Source organism: Prochlorococcus marinus CUG1415 (assembly GCF_017696015.1).
GTDB classification, from domain to species: Bacteria; Cyanobacteriota; Cyanobacteriia; order PCC-6307; family Cyanobiaceae; genus Prochlorococcus_A; species Prochlorococcus_A marinus_AE.
Window position 1 is genome coordinate 56109 of sequence record NZ_JAAORL010000001.1, and the last position, 16056, is coordinate 72164.

The window sequence follows — 16056 nt, forward strand, 5'->3', positions numbered from 1 at the left end:
CTAAAAATTAATATCATTTTTTTTCATTCCAAACTTTTAAAATTTCTCTTGCCATAGGAAGTGCATGAACAGAGCCACCACCGGGAGTATTTTGTGCAAAAGCCACTACAAGTAACTCACTCTTTTCAAAAGGAGTAAAGCAAACAAACCAAGCATGATCTAAACCACCTTCGCCATCTTCAGCAGTTCCAGTTTTACCTGACACTGGAGGTAAATTCGAAACTCCATAATTAATTGATACTCCAGTACCTGACTCTACTACTTTCCTGAGACCGCGTTTTATCAACTGGATATTATTTGGATCAATGTCAATTTTAATACTTTTTGTTTCTGAAAGATTTACTTGACCTTTTTTAGCTAAATGGGGAGTCACCAGATAACCTCCATTTGCAATCGCAGCATATGCTCTAGCTATTTGCATAGGAGTAACTTGTACAACAAATTGTCCAATAGACATACTCGCAATATCTTCGGGAACCCAAGGAGTTCTACCTGGTTGGCCCCATCCTCTACCTTCTTTAGCCCATGCGCTACTAGCTACTAATCCTATATTTTCTTGTTCAGAAATTTCAATTCCAGATAAAGAATTAAAACCAAGCTTTTTGGACACCTTATGAATTTCATCAACTCCTACACCATATCCGACTTGATAAAAAAATGTATTGCTTGAAACTCTTAAAGCATCTTCATAACCTATAGCCCCAAAGCCTAAATCATTGTGTTCCCTAAAACATTGACTCCCATAAGTGATACATGGTTTTGTATCTAGAATAGTATCACTAGGAAATTTGCCACTTTCTAAGCCAGCTAAAGCAGTTACAATTTTCCAAACACTGCCTGGATCATAAGCATTTAATGCTCTATTAAAAAGAGGTTTTTCAGGAGAATTAAATATCTTATTATATTCTTTTTCAGGCTTAAAATCCTTTGAAAAGAAATTCAAATCAAAAGTAGGCTTACTTGACATCGCTCTTATTGCACCATCTCTTGGATCCATAACTATTATCGCTCCAGCTTTTTTGTCTTTAAGAACTTCATCAGCAACTAATTGCAAATTTATATCAATTGTCAATTCAATATCATTACCTTGTTGTGATCGTTTTATACCCAATGATCTTTGAAATTTGCCTAAAGAATTTACTTCAACCATTTCTCCTCCCCATTCACCTCTTATGAAATCTTCGTAAACATATTCAATGCCAGTTCTCCCTATTAAGTCATTTAATTTATAACCCTTCTCAGATAAAAATTTATATTCTGCTTCAGTGATTGGCTGAGTATAACCAATTACATGCGCAGCAACAGATTGATAAGGATAATTTCTAATTAATTTCGTCGCTATTTCAAAACTAAATAAATTATCTTCATTTTCCTTAAATTTTATTAATTGATCTACATTTAAATCATCAAGAATAGTTACTGCAAGTTTTTGATTTTTTAGGCCCTCATAATATTTTTTTTGAATTAAATTACTATCAATATTTAATAAATGAGCAATACTTAATTTATGCTGTGCCCAATTGCTTTTATTTACAGATTGAGGCTTTATTATTAAAGAATATTTAACTCTACTATCTGCTAAAACATAACCATTTTTATCCAATATTCTTCCGCGTATTGGTTGAGAAGCAATAAGTCTAATCCTATTCTCATCAGACATTTTTTTAAAAGATTCATAATTGAAAAGTTGTAAAAAAATTAATCTAAATAAAATCAATAAAAACGAAATAGAAGAAAAAATAAATAGGACTAAAGGTTGTCTCTTTAATGAAATACGTTTTGTATTAGGGCTGGTTTTTATCAAAAATTTGAAATTTATTTAAATATTGTTTTTTCCAAGAAAGAAATTGTTGTTTTTATCTCTTTAAGTCTAGTTATTAAAGTTTTGTAATCAATATCTTCAGTATTAAGATTAAACTCATCATTTTCAATATCTTTTGAAGTCAAATTTTCACTCATAAAACTTATACTTTGTAAAGTCATTATTCCAGTTAATACAATCTTAAATAAAAAATTTATTTTTTCAAAATAATATTAAGTCCCATACTGATAAAATATCATAAAAAATTTAATTTAATTGATCTATATTTTGTTCAAAATAAGGATTACAACTATTCTTTGATATTCCTAAAGACCATCCAATGAATGAGGCAATAAATATCGTTACAATGAATGGCACAATAGCTTGTTGAGTATTTTCAAGACTAAACCAATCCCTCCAACTACTAAAAAATCTTTCTCTTTGAAATTTTCTTTTTTCATTTTCTAATAATCTCGCGTTTTTGGCGAAAGATTTTGTAACCCACTTTTCGAAAGGAATCTTTTTTATGATCGCCATTTTTCTCTCAACTTCTAATAGCTGTCCGGAACTAAGATAAGGATGAAATGTACTTATCAATTCAAGAGTTTTTAAAAACATCTCAACAGTTGCATCTTTTATTAGCTTTTGCTCATGACTTAACTCAGCCCACTCTATTTCTGGATAAAAACGGTTCCTATTAGGATGAATTTGATCCTCTGACATTTGTCCTGGTTCTCGAAGCCATCTATTAGTATTTTCGTCAATCTTCCGCCAATACAAAAAAGGATTAATAAAAATTGTTTTACCAGATACTTTGACTACATCTTGTTGAAGATGATTAGTTATCTTTCTTGCGGAATTTTTTGATGTTATCAAAAGTCTAAATTAATAATCTAATTAAAGATTATCTTTTATTTACTATTTTTTCAGAAATATCAAAACATTGTTCTATGATTATTAATTTATCGATAATTGCCAACGCCTCTTTAAATAATTACAATATTCGCAATTGAATGAAGGTTTGGGAAAAATATCCGAACGTAATAAATTGACCGTATCAATTATCTTATGTTCTACCCATGCTGTAGAACACTCTAATCTAATTAGATGTACATCAAAATTTAATTGATTATTAAAAACCTCTTCATTTTTCTTCCCATTAAAATATAAAAGATAAGCTTCTTTTGCAACTTTAAAACCATTTTTTTTAAATAACCACTGATACATTTCCAATTGTCTCTTATAAGCTTTTGCATATTCGTATTTATTAAAAGTCTCGGACCAATCAAAATTATTTCTTGATGTTGCTTTTACATCAACAATAATGAGATCACCATTTTTTTTCTGCCAAATATCATCGACAGCACCGCCAAAATCATAATGATGTTCAATTGACTTATACCTTATCCCTTTAAAATTATTTCTCCAACGCTCTAAATTTTTGTGTTTTAAAGGAACAGCATCAATACAATGTTCAATCAATAAAGGATGAGGCTCCTGTATTCTTCTGTAATGATCAAATTCATTTTTACATAAATTATCTACAGCTATATTTAAGGTAAATGGTAATGATGGTGGTTTTATTTGATATTTTTTATCAAGTACACAACACCTTGGACAACTAAGATATTTTTCGACAGTAGATCGACTTAATTTAATAATCTCGCTCATCTCGTTTTAAATCTCATTTAAAAAATTGAATACTTAAAAAAATAGTCTTAAATTTTTTAAAAAATTTGATAACTTACTCCTTCTCAATAGTAACACCAATAATTACAAATCAAAACACAGTCATTGCAACAAGTTTGAGTATATTATAATGCATGTTTTTACACATGACCTTCTTCTAAAGTCCAGAACGAAGTTTGTACTCTTTTTGGGACTAATAAATAGTTCCTTGCAAAGGGATTATTGTTATGACAAGCGTCTGGGAAACATAAATCACAGAACAATCCAGTGACAATCTGAAAAAGCATTCAAATTCAAAACTTTAGTTTTATTCTATGAGTGACTTTTATGGATAATCGATAATAGTTGAATAAACAATATTACTTAATCTACATTATTTAAATTTTTATAAAAACTATAATTTTATAATTAAAACAATTAAGGTTAAATATGAGAGGTTTTGGAGAAAATTATAAATCTAATAAGAAAACTAATAAGAAAACTAATAAGAAAACTAATAAGAAAACCAAACCTTCTAAAGAACAATTTATTAATCAGGCTATCAATTTCCATGTGCAAGGAAAAATCTCTGAAGCAACGAAATATTATCAATATTGCCTAGATCAAGGTTTTCAAGATTATAGAGTTTTTTCTAATTATGGAGTAATTTTGAGTGAGCTTGGCAAATTAAAAGAAGCAGAAATCTTATACCGCAAAGCAATTGAAATTAATCCTAATTACGCAGAAGCGCATTCCAATCTGGGAATCATTTTGAGTAAGCTTGGCAAATTAAAAGAAGCAGAAATCTTATACCGCAAAGCAATTGAAATTAATCCTAATTACGCAGAAGCGCATTCCAATCTGGGAATCATTTTGAGTAAGCTTGGCAAATTAAAAGAAGCAGAAATCTTATACCGCAAAGCAATTGAAATTAATCCTAATTACGCAGAAGCGCATTCCAATCTGGGAATCATTTTAAAAGATCTTGGTAAATCAAAAGAAGCAGAAATCTTATACCGCAAGGCAATTGAAATTAATCCTAATTATGCACAGGCATATTCCAATCTGGGAAACATTTTAAAAGATCTTGGTAAATTAAAAGAAGCAGAAATCTTATACCGCAAAGCAATTGAAATTAATCCTAATTACGCAGAAGCGCATTCCAATCTGGGAAACATTTTAAAAGATCTTGGTAAATCAAAAGAAGCAGAAATCTTATACCGCAAAGCAATTGAAATTAATCCTAATTACGCACAGGCATATTCCAATCTGGGAATCATTTTGAGTGAGCTTGGCAAATTAAAAGAAGCAGAAATTCCTTGCCGCAAAGCAATTGAAATTGATCCTAATTACGCAGAAGCGCATTCCAATCTGGGAATAATATTAAAAGGTCTTGGCAAATTAAAAGAAGCAGAAATCTTATATCGCAAGGCAATTGAAATTAATCCTAATTACGCAGAAGCATATTTAAGCCTGGGAACCATATTGAGAGATCTTGGTAAATCAAAAGAAGCAGAATTATGTTCAGAAAAAATTATGTCTATTAGGAAATGGTCTATTTTGGGTTCATATAGTTTTAATCGTGCGATGAAATTAGATTGATTTCATAAAGCATAAGTTTAGTCAATGTATCTGAGACTTCGTTTTTTATTAACTGAGATTCATCTAAAATTTTTTTTCTAATTGAAATATTTAATTGAAATATTTTTAATAAAAGATCTTGAGAAATATTAATATGACCTATCTTCCTAATCATCTGATCAAAATAATCATATGGCAATCTAGGGTGATTGACGTCAGCAATAGGCAAACCCTCTAAAATGATTTTATTACCAGATCTTTCTATTTTCATAGAATCATTTTTAAGAGCGAGTCCCTTACAAGAAATATAAATGCCAAGATCTTCTATTTTTATTGAAAAAGGTATAGAAAATACTATGGTTTCTTCAGAAAAAAAACCATAAGAAAAAAAACGATTTAATGAACTCGTATCGCTATATGAAAATCTTATCTCACAGTTGGAAGCTGGATAATTTGGAGTGCTTACTCCTTCCTTATTAAGGATAAAATTCAAAGATCTTACTTTATGATTGACGAGTTCCCAGATAGGAGCAATAAAAATAGTCTTCCCAAATGTAACTCCTCTAGCATTCAAGAATTGCTTTTTAACAATTTCATTCCAATCGCCTCTATGCCTAGCATCTAAATCAACTAAAGCATATTTATTAATTAATTCCTTGATATTTGAATTGAACAAACTTAATCCTTTCTCAAACAATTCTGTTGTTTCTTTCCCACCCGATCCCCACGAAAAATTATCTTGGTAGAAATTAAAAAAATCTCTAATTTCCTGATTATATTCCTTATCTTTTTTAATTCTTAATTTATTATCTTCTAAATCAATATCGTCTTTTTTGACCATTAATTTTGATGGAGTAAAAATTCTTGCTCTTATACTTGGATTAACAGGGAAAATACCTCTACCATATTCGCCTTCCTTTTGACATACATTATCTGCTATGCCGCCAAATCTACGAAATTCAGATAGTAAAAAATTCCAATTATCTTTCATAAGAAATATAAACTTTCAAATAATCTAATTAGAAAATGAAAAAAATTATATAAATTTTGCAACTTTTTTAAAATTTTGTCTCGCTCATAAAAGTTGAATATTTAGATACTACTTTTGATGATCCTCCTATTAACTTGAAATTCATAGAGTATTATTACCCGAGTAAAAGTGCTTTGTGCTTGTTACGAATATCTTGTTGTATTCATTTGACTTAAAAATAATACAGGAGTCAAAAGCATTTCATCGACTTTGTGGACAGCGAGGTGCATGCGACTCGAAGAGGGTAAACAAATGCTCTCTTATTTTATTTTTAGTAAACTTTCCCTGATTTTCTGCGTTAAATTTTATTGATATTAAGCATTTTGGATATTAATGGTTAGATTTATCAAAATAGGAAAAATTTATGTTTGTAAGTATTGATTTATGCTTAGTCCCTATTGGAGTTGGAACTTCTCTATCTCCCTATATAAAAGAGTGTCTTGAAGTTATCAAAAATGAAGGACTTAACTATCAATTAGGAGCGAATGGAACTGCAATAGAGGGAGATTGGGATAAAGTATTTGAATGTGTTAAAAAGTGCCATAAAAAAATTCATTCAAAAGGTGCTCCTAGAATTTATACAACCATGAAAGTAAATACTAGAACTGATAAAGAACAAAAATTCTCAGATAAAGTAAAAAGTGTATTAGACAAATAATGGAAAAAGAACGAAATTATGATGATGATGGGTTAGATTCATCCGATGAGTATTTCAGAAAGAAGAAAAAAGATAAGGATGAGGATATTTACTTTCCAACAGAAGAATCTGAACCACCTCATTATTAAAAGCATTAGAAACTAAGAAATTCTGTTTCAACAACCTTGAAGTATAAAAAACAAAATTTACCAACAAAAAATCATGGCAATATCACACATTTTGGTCTAATTTATTTTTTTCAGAAAGCATGTTCTGTTGCTTACCGTTTGCTTACAGTTGTATTCATTCAAAGAACTTAGTTATTGCAGTCAATTATATTGATTATCTTAATATAGAAATGAATAGCGAATATACTACTTAAGTTTAATTAAATCTATTGGCAGATATTCATTTATATAAAGGAACAATATTGTTAAAGTTCCAATGACAGAACCTATAAAACCACCAAAGAAATTAACCAATAATCCAGATTTTGTAATTATTGGTGCTTCGTTGTTTTCTTTCTCAAAATCAGGAGCATCTACTACTTTTAAGCGCTGATTGGTTGTTGGTTGTTGTTGGTGTCGGATGAGGGCTTCGAAATCAGGCATGGAATTTGTGAGGCAATTGAACAATAAGCAGACCAGCCCGTCATTCGACGAGGATCTGATCTACCTAAATCGTCTACAGCTTCAAATACAGCATTACCCGAGGCTTCTGCTTTATCGAACGCTGAAAGTAAGGGTATAAATTTATCAAAAACATATAAACCAAAATTCTCTAGAGCTGCTTTCGCTTGTTGCGCTGCTTTTTGCTGTCTAAAATCAACTTTTACTATTACTACTGCATGGTTAACTCTTAAGTTGCTTAATAAATTAGCCAGTTCAACAGTTAATTCTACGGATCTTGCTTTTGCAGTTGTAGGTAAGATAACTAAATCTGAACCATACGCTAAGTGTTTAAGTTCTTCTTGATCACTGCTAGCTTGTCCATCAGTGATTACGATTTCTGATGATCTTGATGCTTTAGCAGCTGAACTGACTGGGAAAACTGGAAATGGAAGATTACCTCTTGATGAGTATGCTAATGCTGATCTATTCTTGTCAGCATCGACTATGCAAACCTTTTTACCTTCCGAATGCCAAACACTAGCAAGGTGAATACTTGTGCAGGTTTTAGCTACACCCCCTTTTTGTCCGCAAACAGTAATAAACAATTTTTTATTTTTATTTCTTTTACTTTGGAGAATAATTTCTTAATGTCAAGAGCAATTGATTTTAATGCTTTAAAAATTATTTTTTTTGAAATATTTTAAAGAGTTCAATATTTTTAGATAACCTTATAAAGTGCTTTAATTTTAATAGGCTAGTGAAGAAAAAAATTGGACTAGGTACTTGGTCTTGGGGGAATAAGTTGTTTTGGAATTACAAATCTGTAAATGACGATGATTTACGTGAAACCTATAATGAAGCGTTGAAAAGAGGGTTTGATCTAATTGATACTGCGGATTCTTATGGTACTGGTAATCTTCAGGGTAGAAGTGAATTATTGATAGGCAAATTTTTACTAGATACTCCTTTTGCACAAAGAAAAAGAATTCAAATAGCTACTAAACTCGCACCTTATCCTTGGAGAATTGGTGATAAAGGTTTTAATAAACCATTTTTAAAAAGTTTAGAAAGGCTTAATAATAAATTAGACATAGTTCAATTGCATTGGTCAACTGCAACATACAATCCTATGCAGGAATTAGGACTGTTGAATAATCTTTGCGATTTAAAAGATCAAGGGTTTGATTTTCAAATCGGCTTATCAAATATAGGTCCTAAAAGGTTGCAGAAATTACTTACTTACTTGTCAATGCGAGATCAGAGGCTAAAAAGCGTTCAGATTCAGTTTTCCTTACTTGCTCCAGATTTACAAAAACAATATCAAGTAAAAAAAATTTGCGAAGAAAATAATATTGATTTCTTTGCTTATAGTCCTTTATCTTTTGGAATTCTTTGTATTGATCCAGATAAAGACGACAATAAAGAAAGAAGTTTTATTCGAAATGTTTTATTTAAAAGGTATAAAAAACCTACATATGAACTCCGGAGATGTCTTAAAAGGATTGCGAAACAAAGATCAGTTTCTCAAGCTCAAGTAGCAATTAATTGGTGTTGTTACCAAGGCACTATTCCACTTGTTGGAATGCGAAAAAAATCTCAAGTTCTAGATGTATCTAATGTCTTTAAGTGGAATTTAAATAAAGTTGAATTTAATTCACTTCAGGAGGCTTCAGAAAATTGTTTAAGAAAAATGCCTAAAAATCCTTTTTCAAGTGTTTGAGGACATTTTTTAGGTAGATATCTTCTTGGGTTTTTTTTGCCAACTACTATTCCATAGTTCAGTCGGAAATTTTTCACCAGTGAATCTAATAACTTTAGGTTTAAGATTTATTAACATGTCATTTAAGTTTTTATTAGGGACCATTTTCAAGGATTGGAGTTTTTAATAAGATAAATTAATTTATAGCTAATTTTCTAAGTATTTAAACTTATAAAATTAAAAAAAATGTTTTAATACCAGCACTTGCAGCAATATTTACAAACAAATCAATTATCTATTACAACTTTTTAGTTATTTAAGAAAGTGGAGTCCTTCCAGACTCCTCGTATCATTTGGTTGATAAGGCTGATATGACCCCATCTCCTTAAGGATCAAGCAGCAACTGGTGCTGTTTGACGGGAGAAACTAACGATTTTGTTAGCGTTTGTGTTTTTGCTCTAACCGAGCCGGCTTCAGTCACCTTCCTTATGCCCCGTCGAAACCATTACAACCCCAAAAAGTGGAGTTGAGCGGAATCGAACCGCTGTCCGAAACATCGGTTGAGATCACCTAGTCCAAGTGGACATTTATATTCTGACAGGCAAAATGAGTATTGAATAGTTTTTTTATTAAGTTTTATCGTATATGAATGTCGTTGCATCCGCTCCAGAGGGACTAGAGAAATATTTAGCTGAAGAAATTGCAAATTTAGGTGGTTTGAATATTAATACCTATAAAAGATTTATTAATTTTGAATGTGATTATGCCACTTTTTACAGAGTTCATTTCTATTCTAGGTTAGCTTTTCGTTTCTATAGAACAATTGCAAGTTTTACTTGCTATGACAAGCAATCTTTATATGAGGGGGTTAGAGATTCATTTGAGTGGTTGGATTGGTTGCACTATGAAAAAACGTTTAATGTTCAAGTGACTGGGCGAACATCTTCTTTAAGTCATACACATTTTACTGCTCTTGAAGTGAAAAATTCTATAACGGATTTGCAACAGGCAGTTTGGGAAAAAAGATCAAATATTTCTTTAAATCATCCTGATTTTATAATTCATCTTCATTTAAATAATAATAAAGCGACTATTAGTCTTCAAAGTAGTGTAGAAAGCTTACACAAACGAGGCTATAGACCTGCAGTTGGAAATGCTCCATTAAAAGAAAATTTAGCGTCTGGATTGATAAACATGACTCAATGGAATGGCAAAGTCCCTTTAATTGATATTATGTGCGGTTCAGGAACTTTTTTAATTGAGGCTGTTAACCAATTTCTTGAAGTCCCTATGAATATTGATAAAGTTTATCTTTTTGAGAATTGGTTGGACTTCAGGAAAGATATTTATCTTAGTGAAAAAAATAAAGCAAAAAATAAAATTATAAATTATGCAAAATTACCAAAAATTATAGGCTGTGAAATTAATACAAAGGTTTTTGAGCAGGCTGAAGTTAACACATCATTGGCAGGCCTCGAAAATTATATTGAACTTATAAACAATGATTTTTTAGAACTCCAATTAAAATTTACGCCTGGGATAATTATATGTAATCCTCCATATGGCAAAAAATTGGGCAATGAAAATGAATTAATTTTTTTATATGAACAAATTGGAATCTTCCTAAAGAATAACTTTTCAGGTTGGGAATTTTGGCTACTTAGTGGAAATCCAAAATTAACAAAATATTTGAAAATGAAATCCTCATTGAAAATACCTGTTAGTAATGGGGGAATTGACTGCAGATGGATAAAGTATTTAATAAGGTAATTTATTTTTTTCCTAAAACGGCTTTTGTAGTCTTGCCTAAACCCTCCAAAGTTTGAGGAAGATAGGGTCCTTTGACTAATTTTCCTCCAAGTTTCAAACTTAAACCTGCAAACAATAAATCGATAAATATTATGAGTAATAAATTATATTCAGTATTCCAGTTATTATAGTTTTTTAGAGAAAGATAAAAAATAATATGGATGCAAATTAGAACTACTAATAATAATGTGCTTCCAATTGCCAAAAATATTCCACCACTAATTAATCTTCTTTTTTCTCTATCTACTTCTTGAAGGGCTATTCTTACATGCAAATCCATCACTGAACTTGCTATGGCTGAAATTCTTGAAGCGGTATTTGCAAAGTTTTTATTTTTTGATTTTTCCATATTATTTTCTACCACTGTTTAGAAGAGTGCCTATTAGTAACCCAATACCAGCGGCAATAGCAATAGATAAAATTGGTTTTTTTCTGATTGGACTTTCTATTTTTGGTCTAAGTATATTGTTAAGTTCATCTAATAACTCTTCTAATTGACTTTCGATAGGTTCAATTTTTTCTGAGATCTCCCACTTGTTTTCTCGGATTGAATCAATGATTTCAACTAGTTGGCGCTGTATTCCAATTGTGGACGTTCCAGTATGGCTAGCTATTACTTCAACTAAATCATCAATACTTCCTTTTGTGGCGTCAAGGGTTTGCTGAGCAATGGTTGGCCATTTTTCTTTTATTAAAGGTATTAAACTGTCAATTTTTTCAAGTAGCCACTTCTCTGAGATAACTTCTTGTGCAGGAAGTTCAGAGTTATCTACTTTTTCTTCTACTTCTTTGGGAGGATCGTAGGTCTCCATTATTTAAACTTAATTATTTTAAGATTAGACCCTATTTTCTGAATTTGGAACCCTTAGCTAAAGATTTATGCAATTTATATAGCATAAAAACATATAAAATTTTATTTACATTTTATTTATCTACTCAGTTCTGTAAGAAGGTTTTGTTAAGCTATTACTGAATTTATTAAATTAGTTTAAATTTCATCATGGATATCACTTTTGCATCATTAATTTTTGCATCTCGCACAATCCCTACAGATTTCGGATTAGTAGCAGCAGCTATCGCTGGAGCTGGAAGTTTGCTATTCATTGCTTTAAGATTTGTCCCTGATGCAAGTAACTAAAAAAAGTAACTATCTTAAATAAATTATATTTGATTGATTTATCAACTAGATAATGAATAAATGGGTTTTGCTTGAACATAAAGTTTATTCTTGTAATTCTTTAGATATTCATTACGATTTTCTTGTTGAGAATGAAATAGATTGTTTAACTTGGAAATTTTTAAAACTACCTTTATTCAATCAAGCTTCTGTAGCAATTATTAAACAGAACAATCATAGACTGGTATGGCTATCAAGGGTTGAACATGAACTTTCTGGAAATAGAGGTTTCGTAAAAAGAATTGATCATGGCATATTTAAAAACGTTTCTGATAAATTAGACTCTAGTTGTTTTCGATTTATTTTGGACGGAGAACTTCTGTATGGTTTGTTTGAAATTTCGGGCAATTCTTGTAGATTGAGTAAATATAATTAATATCTATTTATAAATAATCGTAATATTGCTCTTGAGAATTTTTGCAAATTAGTTATTCTTATTTAGCTATTGAGACTTGAGATTGGTACATATCAATCAGGTCGAGTTTGAAAATTTTAAATCTTTTGGGGGAAGTGTAAAAATTCCTCTTGAAGAGGGTTTTACAGTGGTTACTGGGCCTAACGGTTCTGGGAAAAGTAATATTTTAGATGGAATTTTATTTTGTTTGGGCTTGGCTAATAGTAGAGGGATGAGGGCAGAAAGATTACCAGATCTAATTAATAATTCCAAAGTTAAAGAGGGTAAAGCATCAGAAACTTTTGTATCGGTAAAATTTAATATTCAAGATTGGTCTCCCAGAGAGGAACTTCCGCCCTTGGAATTAGAGGACGAAGAAATTTCTCTTAAGAAGGGTCAGAAAGAATGGGTAGTTTCTAGAAAATTAAGGCTTATGCCTGGTGGTTCGTATGCTTCGACTTACACCTCTGATGGGAAACAATGTACCTTGCAACAAGTACAGAGAATATTAAGGGATATTAGTGTTGATCCTGAGGGTAGCAATGTTGTTATGCAGGGTGATGTAACAAGAATAGTATCAATGAATAATAAGGAGAGAAGAAATCTGATTGATGAATTAGCAGGAGTCGCACTTTTTGATACAAGAATAGAACAAACTAATGCAAAATTAAATGACGTTTTTGAAAGACAAGAAAGGTGTGAAATTTTAGAAAATGAATTGGAATCTAGTAAAAATAAGCTTGAAAAAGAATGTGAAAAAGCTAAGCGATATAAAGAGTTAAAGGCAAAACTGCTCCAAATAAAGGAATTAGAGAAAGTTCTTATTTTTGAAAAACAAGTTCAGCATGTTGAATCTATCGAGAAAAAAGAAACTGATATTGAAAAAAATAAAATATTATTTAATGAACAAAAAGAATCTATTAATAAGGAAATATCAGTTTTAGAAGGTGCTCTGAAAATACTCGTTGCTGAGCTTAAGGAGAAAGGAGAGGATACTTTGATAAAAGTGAATTCAGATATTGGAAGTATTAATTCTAGTTTGAGAGAACTAGATAGGATATCAAGTTTGAATAAAGAAGAGGGCATTAAATTACAACAACAGAGAGATGAAATTGCAATATCTAAGAGGAATATCGAGTCAGAAAAGATGAGACAAGAAAATTTTGATGATAATTTTCTAAATAAATTGAACTTGCAAATTGATCAACTCACCTTAAAGCATAAATTATCCAGAAAAAAACTTTCTGATGCAGCGGGAGAATCTGGAGAATTCTCAAAACAAAGTATCAAATTAAATTCTGAGCTGGAAAGTATACAAAATATAATTAATCCCTTGGAAGTAAAAAAAAGGAAAATTGAAGAAGAAACTATTCAAAATAATATTCAAAAAGATGAATTATATTCTCAGATCGACACCTTAGCTTTAGAAAAGCAGAAACTTTTAGAGAGAAATCAAAGCAAGCAAGAGACCTCCGAAATGAAAAATAATAACTTGGCAAGTAATAGCTCGGAAATTAATTCTTTAAAAAATGAAATTGATTTATTAAATAAAACTAAATTAAGGCTAAATAACGAGCAATTAAAGCTTGAAAAGGATTTATCTAGATTTGAAAGTAGAAAAGAAGCTTTAAATGAATCCAGAGGTTCATATGCTCTAAGAATTCTTTTAGAAGCAGGTTTAGAGGGTATACATGGCTATGTAGCTCAACTTGGGGAGGTAAGTGAGAAAAATAGATATGCATTAGAAATTGCGGCAGGAAATAGACTCGGTCAAATTGTTGTTGACAATGACCATATTGCCGCTAAAGCAATCGAAATTCTTAAAAAGAAGAAGGCGGGGAGATTAACTTTTTTACCTTTAAATAGAATTAAAAGTCAAAAGAAGAATTATGCAATTTCAAGATTTCAAGATTATAGAGAGCCTGGATTGATAGATAAAGCTATTAATTTAATTACTTTTGATGAAGTTTATTCAGATGTTTTTAGATATGTTTTTGGGGAGACGTTGGTTTTCTCAGATTTAGCCTCCGCTAGGTCATCTAAACAAAAAATTAGGTTGGTTACTTTAGGTGGTGAATTATTAGAAGCGAGTGGCGCTATCACTGGCGGCAGCAAGTTAAATAAAGATTTAGCGTATAGATTTGGAATTAATAATGATCTTGATGATTCGATCCCTATAAAAGAAAGATTATTAGTGATTGAAGAAGCTTTAAAAGAGTCAAATAATGATTTGATCATAAAAAATAATAGACTCAATAAATTAAATTCTAACCGCAGTCAAATAATTGAGGATTGTGCTTCATTTAATAAAGAAATTGAAGTAAATAAAAATTCTCTTGAGGTTCTCATTCAAAGAATTGAGGATTGTAAATCGAGATTAAATAAACTTGATAATGCTAATAATTTATTAGTTGGGCAGTTAGATTGTTTAACAAATGAATTGAAACCTTATCATAAAAAGTTTGATCAATTGCAAAGCATTCTTAAGGTTAATTATGAAAAAAATCAACAATCATCACTAATAGCGTTTAATAATGATTTTAATAATCTTGATAAAAAACTTGAATTACTTATTAAGGAGAGAGATACATTATTAGATAAGAAGAATCAATCTGCTTTAAATAAAGAACGTATCAATAATTCATTACAAATTACATTATTACAAGAAAAAAACTTGCAGGAATCTATTAAAGACCTTGCAAATGCTCATAGTGAATGGATAGATAAAAGAGATAAATTTAGAAAAGAGCTTTTAGTGCTCGATAATCAAAAAAATTCTCTGGAGAAGGATTTAGGGTTATTGAGAAGGAAAAGAGATGAATTAAACTCTTCAATTTCCAATAAAAGGCAAGAATATAATAACTATCTATTGAAGCTAGAATACCTTGAAAGAGATTTTAATTCTCTTAAAGAAGAGATGAGGAGCGAGAAAATAAAATTAGAAAATTTTAAAAAAGATCTACCTAATCCTTATCCGAATTTTGGAGAATATAAAGGGAAGAGTCTTGAATCTTTGCAATCAGAAATCTCGATCATAAATGCAAAACTACAAAGCTTAGAACCTGTAAATATGTTGGCTCTTGATGAATTAGAAGAATTAAGCGAGAGATTGAATGGTTTACGAGAAAAATTAAAAATTCTTTCTAATGAAAGATCTGAATTATTGCTGCGAATAGAAACTGTATCGACTATGCGTCAAGAGGCTTTTATGCAAGCATTTGTAGAGGTTGATAAACACTTTAGAGAAATTTTTGCGAATTTATCTGATGGAGATGGTTTTCTTCAGCTTGAAAATCCTAATTCGCCTTTAGAAGGAGGCTTAACTTTAGTTGCGCATCCTAAGGGCAAAAATGTCAGAAGATTAGCCTCTATGTCAGGTGGCGAGAAATCATTAACTGCTTTGAGTTTTTTATTTGCTTTGCAAAAGTATAAACCTTCACCTTTTTATGCATTAGATGAGGTTGATAGTTTTTTAGATGGTATAAATGTTGAAAGGTTGTCCAAATTAATATCTAATCAGTCATCAAATGCTCAATTTATAGTCGTAAGTCATAGAAGACCTATGATAAGTGCGTCTGAAAGAACAATTGGTGTTGCGCAAGCAAGAGGTGCTAATACTCAAGTTGTTGGGTTACCAAATGCTGCATAA

Annotated in this window: 18 protein-coding genes; 8 read left to right on the top strand and 10 right to left on the bottom strand. The window is 30.6% G+C overall.

Annotated elements, in window-relative coordinates; all coding sequences use genetic code 11:
• Window positions 1-13: 13 nt before the first annotated feature.
• The 5 genes from mrdA to HA143_RS00295 form a co-directional block, all read right to left on the bottom strand.
• Window positions 14-1717 (bottom strand): penicillin-binding protein 2, encoded by a 1704-nt coding sequence (mrdA, locus tag HA143_RS00275; RefSeq protein WP_245210868.1) that lies wholly within the window; start codon window positions 1715-1717, stop codon window positions 14-16.
• Between the two features lie 98 nt (window positions 1718-1815).
• Window positions 1816-1983 (bottom strand): hypothetical protein, encoded by a 168-nt coding sequence (locus tag HA143_RS00280; protein ID WP_209084512.1) that lies wholly within the window; start codon window positions 1981-1983, stop codon window positions 1816-1818.
• 85 nt (window positions 1984-2068) lie between these two features.
• Window positions 2069-2677 (bottom strand): hypothetical protein, encoded by a 609-nt coding sequence (locus HA143_RS00285; protein ID WP_209082682.1) that lies wholly within the window; start codon window positions 2675-2677, stop codon window positions 2069-2071.
• Between the two features lie 81 nt (window positions 2678-2758).
• The gene (locus HA143_RS00290; protein WP_209082683.1) at window positions 2759-3472 is read right to left on the bottom strand and encodes a PD-(D/E)XK nuclease family protein; all 714 of its coding nucleotides are present in this window, start codon (window positions 3470-3472) and stop codon (window positions 2759-2761) included.
• Window positions 3473-3630: 158 nt separating this feature from the next.
• Window positions 3631-3777, bottom strand: coding sequence for a hypothetical protein (locus HA143_RS00295; RefSeq protein WP_209082684.1), 147 nt, complete (start codon window positions 3775-3777; stop codon window positions 3631-3633).
• A 142-nt stretch (window positions 3778-3919) separates the two neighbouring features.
• Here HA143_RS00295 and HA143_RS00300 point away from each other — a divergent pair, with 142 nt between their 5' ends.
• Window positions 3920-5071 carry a tetratricopeptide repeat protein gene (locus tag HA143_RS00300; protein WP_209082685.1) on the top strand — a complete coding sequence of 384 codons (1152 nt, stop codon included), beginning with the start codon at window positions 3920-3922 and terminating at the stop codon, window positions 5069-5071.
• Here HA143_RS00300 and HA143_RS00305 read toward each other — a convergent pair.
• Window positions 5046-6041 (bottom strand): hypothetical protein, encoded by a 996-nt coding sequence (locus HA143_RS00305; RefSeq protein WP_209082686.1) that lies wholly within the window; start codon window positions 6039-6041, stop codon window positions 5046-5048. The genes HA143_RS00300 and HA143_RS00305 overlap by 26 nt on opposite strands.
• Before the next feature lie 403 nt (window positions 6042-6444).
• Between HA143_RS00305 and HA143_RS00310 the strand changes: the two genes are divergently transcribed.
• A complete protein-coding gene (locus HA143_RS00310; protein ID WP_209082687.1) occupies window positions 6445-6738 on the top strand; it encodes an MTH1187 family thiamine-binding protein in 294 nt (97 codons plus the stop codon).
• A complete protein-coding gene (locus tag HA143_RS09780; protein WP_257469964.1) occupies window positions 6738-6866 on the top strand; it encodes a hypothetical protein in 129 nt (42 codons plus the stop codon). Before HA143_RS00310 ends, HA143_RS09780 begins: the two co-directional genes overlap by 1 nt.
• A 225-nt stretch (window positions 6867-7091) precedes the next feature.
• On the opposite strand, the gene HA143_RS00315 is transcribed toward HA143_RS09780, so the two are convergent.
• Both HA143_RS00315 and HA143_RS00320 read right to left on the bottom strand, forming a co-directional pair.
• Entirely contained in the window at window positions 7092-7328 is a 237-nt protein-coding gene (locus tag HA143_RS00315; RefSeq protein WP_209082688.1) for a hypothetical protein, read from the bottom strand.
• Window positions 7268-7933, bottom strand: coding sequence for an AAA family ATPase (locus HA143_RS00320; protein WP_209082689.1), 666 nt, complete (start codon window positions 7931-7933; stop codon window positions 7268-7270). The genes HA143_RS00315 and HA143_RS00320 overlap by 61 nt, the downstream gene beginning before the upstream one ends.
• 152 nt (window positions 7934-8085) lie before the next feature.
• On the opposite strand from HA143_RS00320, the gene HA143_RS00325 reads away from it, so the two are divergent.
• Window positions 8086-9048 (top strand): aldo/keto reductase, encoded by a 963-nt coding sequence (locus HA143_RS00325; RefSeq protein ID WP_209082690.1) that lies wholly within the window; start codon window positions 8086-8088, stop codon window positions 9046-9048.
• 624 nt (window positions 9049-9672) lie between these two features.
• A complete protein-coding gene (locus tag HA143_RS00335; RefSeq protein WP_209082691.1) occupies window positions 9673-10797 on the top strand; it encodes a THUMP domain-containing class I SAM-dependent RNA methyltransferase in 1125 nt (374 codons plus the stop codon).
• A gap of 1 nt (window position 10798) precedes the next feature.
• Here HA143_RS00335 and HA143_RS00340 read toward each other — a convergent pair whose 3' ends face one another.
• Both HA143_RS00340 and HA143_RS00345 read right to left on the bottom strand, forming a co-directional pair.
• Entirely contained in the window at window positions 10799-11185 is a 387-nt protein-coding gene (locus HA143_RS00340; protein WP_209082692.1) for a phage holin family protein, read from the bottom strand.
• A 1-nt stretch (window position 11186) separates the two neighbouring features.
• Complete coding sequence (locus HA143_RS00345; protein WP_209082693.1) at window positions 11187-11648, bottom strand: hypothetical protein; 462 nt, start codon at window positions 11646-11648, stop codon at window positions 11187-11189.
• Between the two features lie 188 nt (window positions 11649-11836).
• On the opposite strand from HA143_RS00345, the gene HA143_RS00350 reads away from it, so the two are divergent.
• From HA143_RS00350 to smc, 3 genes are all read left to right on the top strand, one after another.
• Window positions 11837-11974, top strand: coding sequence for a hypothetical protein (locus tag HA143_RS00350; RefSeq protein ID WP_002806908.1), 138 nt, complete (start codon window positions 11837-11839; stop codon window positions 11972-11974).
• A gap of 52 nt (window positions 11975-12026) precedes the next feature.
• Window positions 12027-12389 carry a hypothetical protein gene (locus HA143_RS00355; RefSeq protein WP_209082694.1) on the top strand — a complete coding sequence of 121 codons (363 nt, stop codon included), beginning with the start codon at window positions 12027-12029 and terminating at the stop codon, window positions 12387-12389.
• Window positions 12390-12465: 76 nt separating this feature from the next.
• Window positions 12466-16056 (top strand): chromosome segregation protein SMC, encoded by a 3591-nt coding sequence (gene smc / locus HA143_RS00360; protein ID WP_209082695.1) that lies wholly within the window; start codon window positions 12466-12468, stop codon window positions 16054-16056.

Coding starts and splice junctions, on each gene's coding strand:
- HA143_RS00280 (WP_209084512.1), bottom strand. CDS start 1,983: ATGACTTTACAAAGTATAAGTTTTATGAGTGAAAATTTGACTTCAAAA.
- HA143_RS00290 (WP_209082683.1), bottom strand. CDS start 3,472: ATGAGCGAGATTATTAAATTAAGTCGATCTACTGTCGAAAAATATCTT.
- HA143_RS00295 (WP_209082684.1), bottom strand. CDS start 3,777: ATGCTTTTTCAGATTGTCACTGGATTGTTCTGTGATTTATGTTTCCCA.
- HA143_RS00300 (WP_209082685.1), top strand. CDS start 3,920: ATGAGAGGTTTTGGAGAAAATTATAAATCTAATAAGAAAACTAATAAG.
- HA143_RS00305 (WP_209082686.1), bottom strand. CDS start 6,041: ATGAAAGATAATTGGAATTTTTTACTATCTGAATTTCGTAGATTTGGC.
- HA143_RS00310 (WP_209082687.1), top strand. CDS start 6,445: ATGTTTGTAAGTATTGATTTATGCTTAGTCCCTATTGGAGTTGGAACT.
- HA143_RS09780 (WP_257469964.1), top strand. CDS start 6,738: ATGGAAAAAGAACGAAATTATGATGATGATGGGTTAGATTCATCCGAT.
- HA143_RS00315 (WP_209082688.1), bottom strand. CDS start 7,328: ATGCCTGATTTCGAAGCCCTCATCCGACACCAACAACAACCAACAACC.
- HA143_RS00335 (WP_209082691.1), top strand. CDS start 9,673: ATGAATGTCGTTGCATCCGCTCCAGAGGGACTAGAGAAATATTTAGCT.
- HA143_RS00340 (WP_209082692.1), bottom strand. CDS start 11,185: ATGGAAAAATCAAAAAATAAAAACTTTGCAAATACCGCTTCAAGAATT.
- HA143_RS00345 (WP_209082693.1), bottom strand. CDS start 11,648: ATGGAGACCTACGATCCTCCCAAAGAAGTAGAAGAAAAAGTAGATAAC.
- HA143_RS00350 (WP_002806908.1), top strand. CDS start 11,837: ATGGATATCACTTTTGCATCATTAATTTTTGCATCTCGCACAATCCCT.
- HA143_RS00355 (WP_209082694.1), top strand. CDS start 12,027: ATGAATAAATGGGTTTTGCTTGAACATAAAGTTTATTCTTGTAATTCT.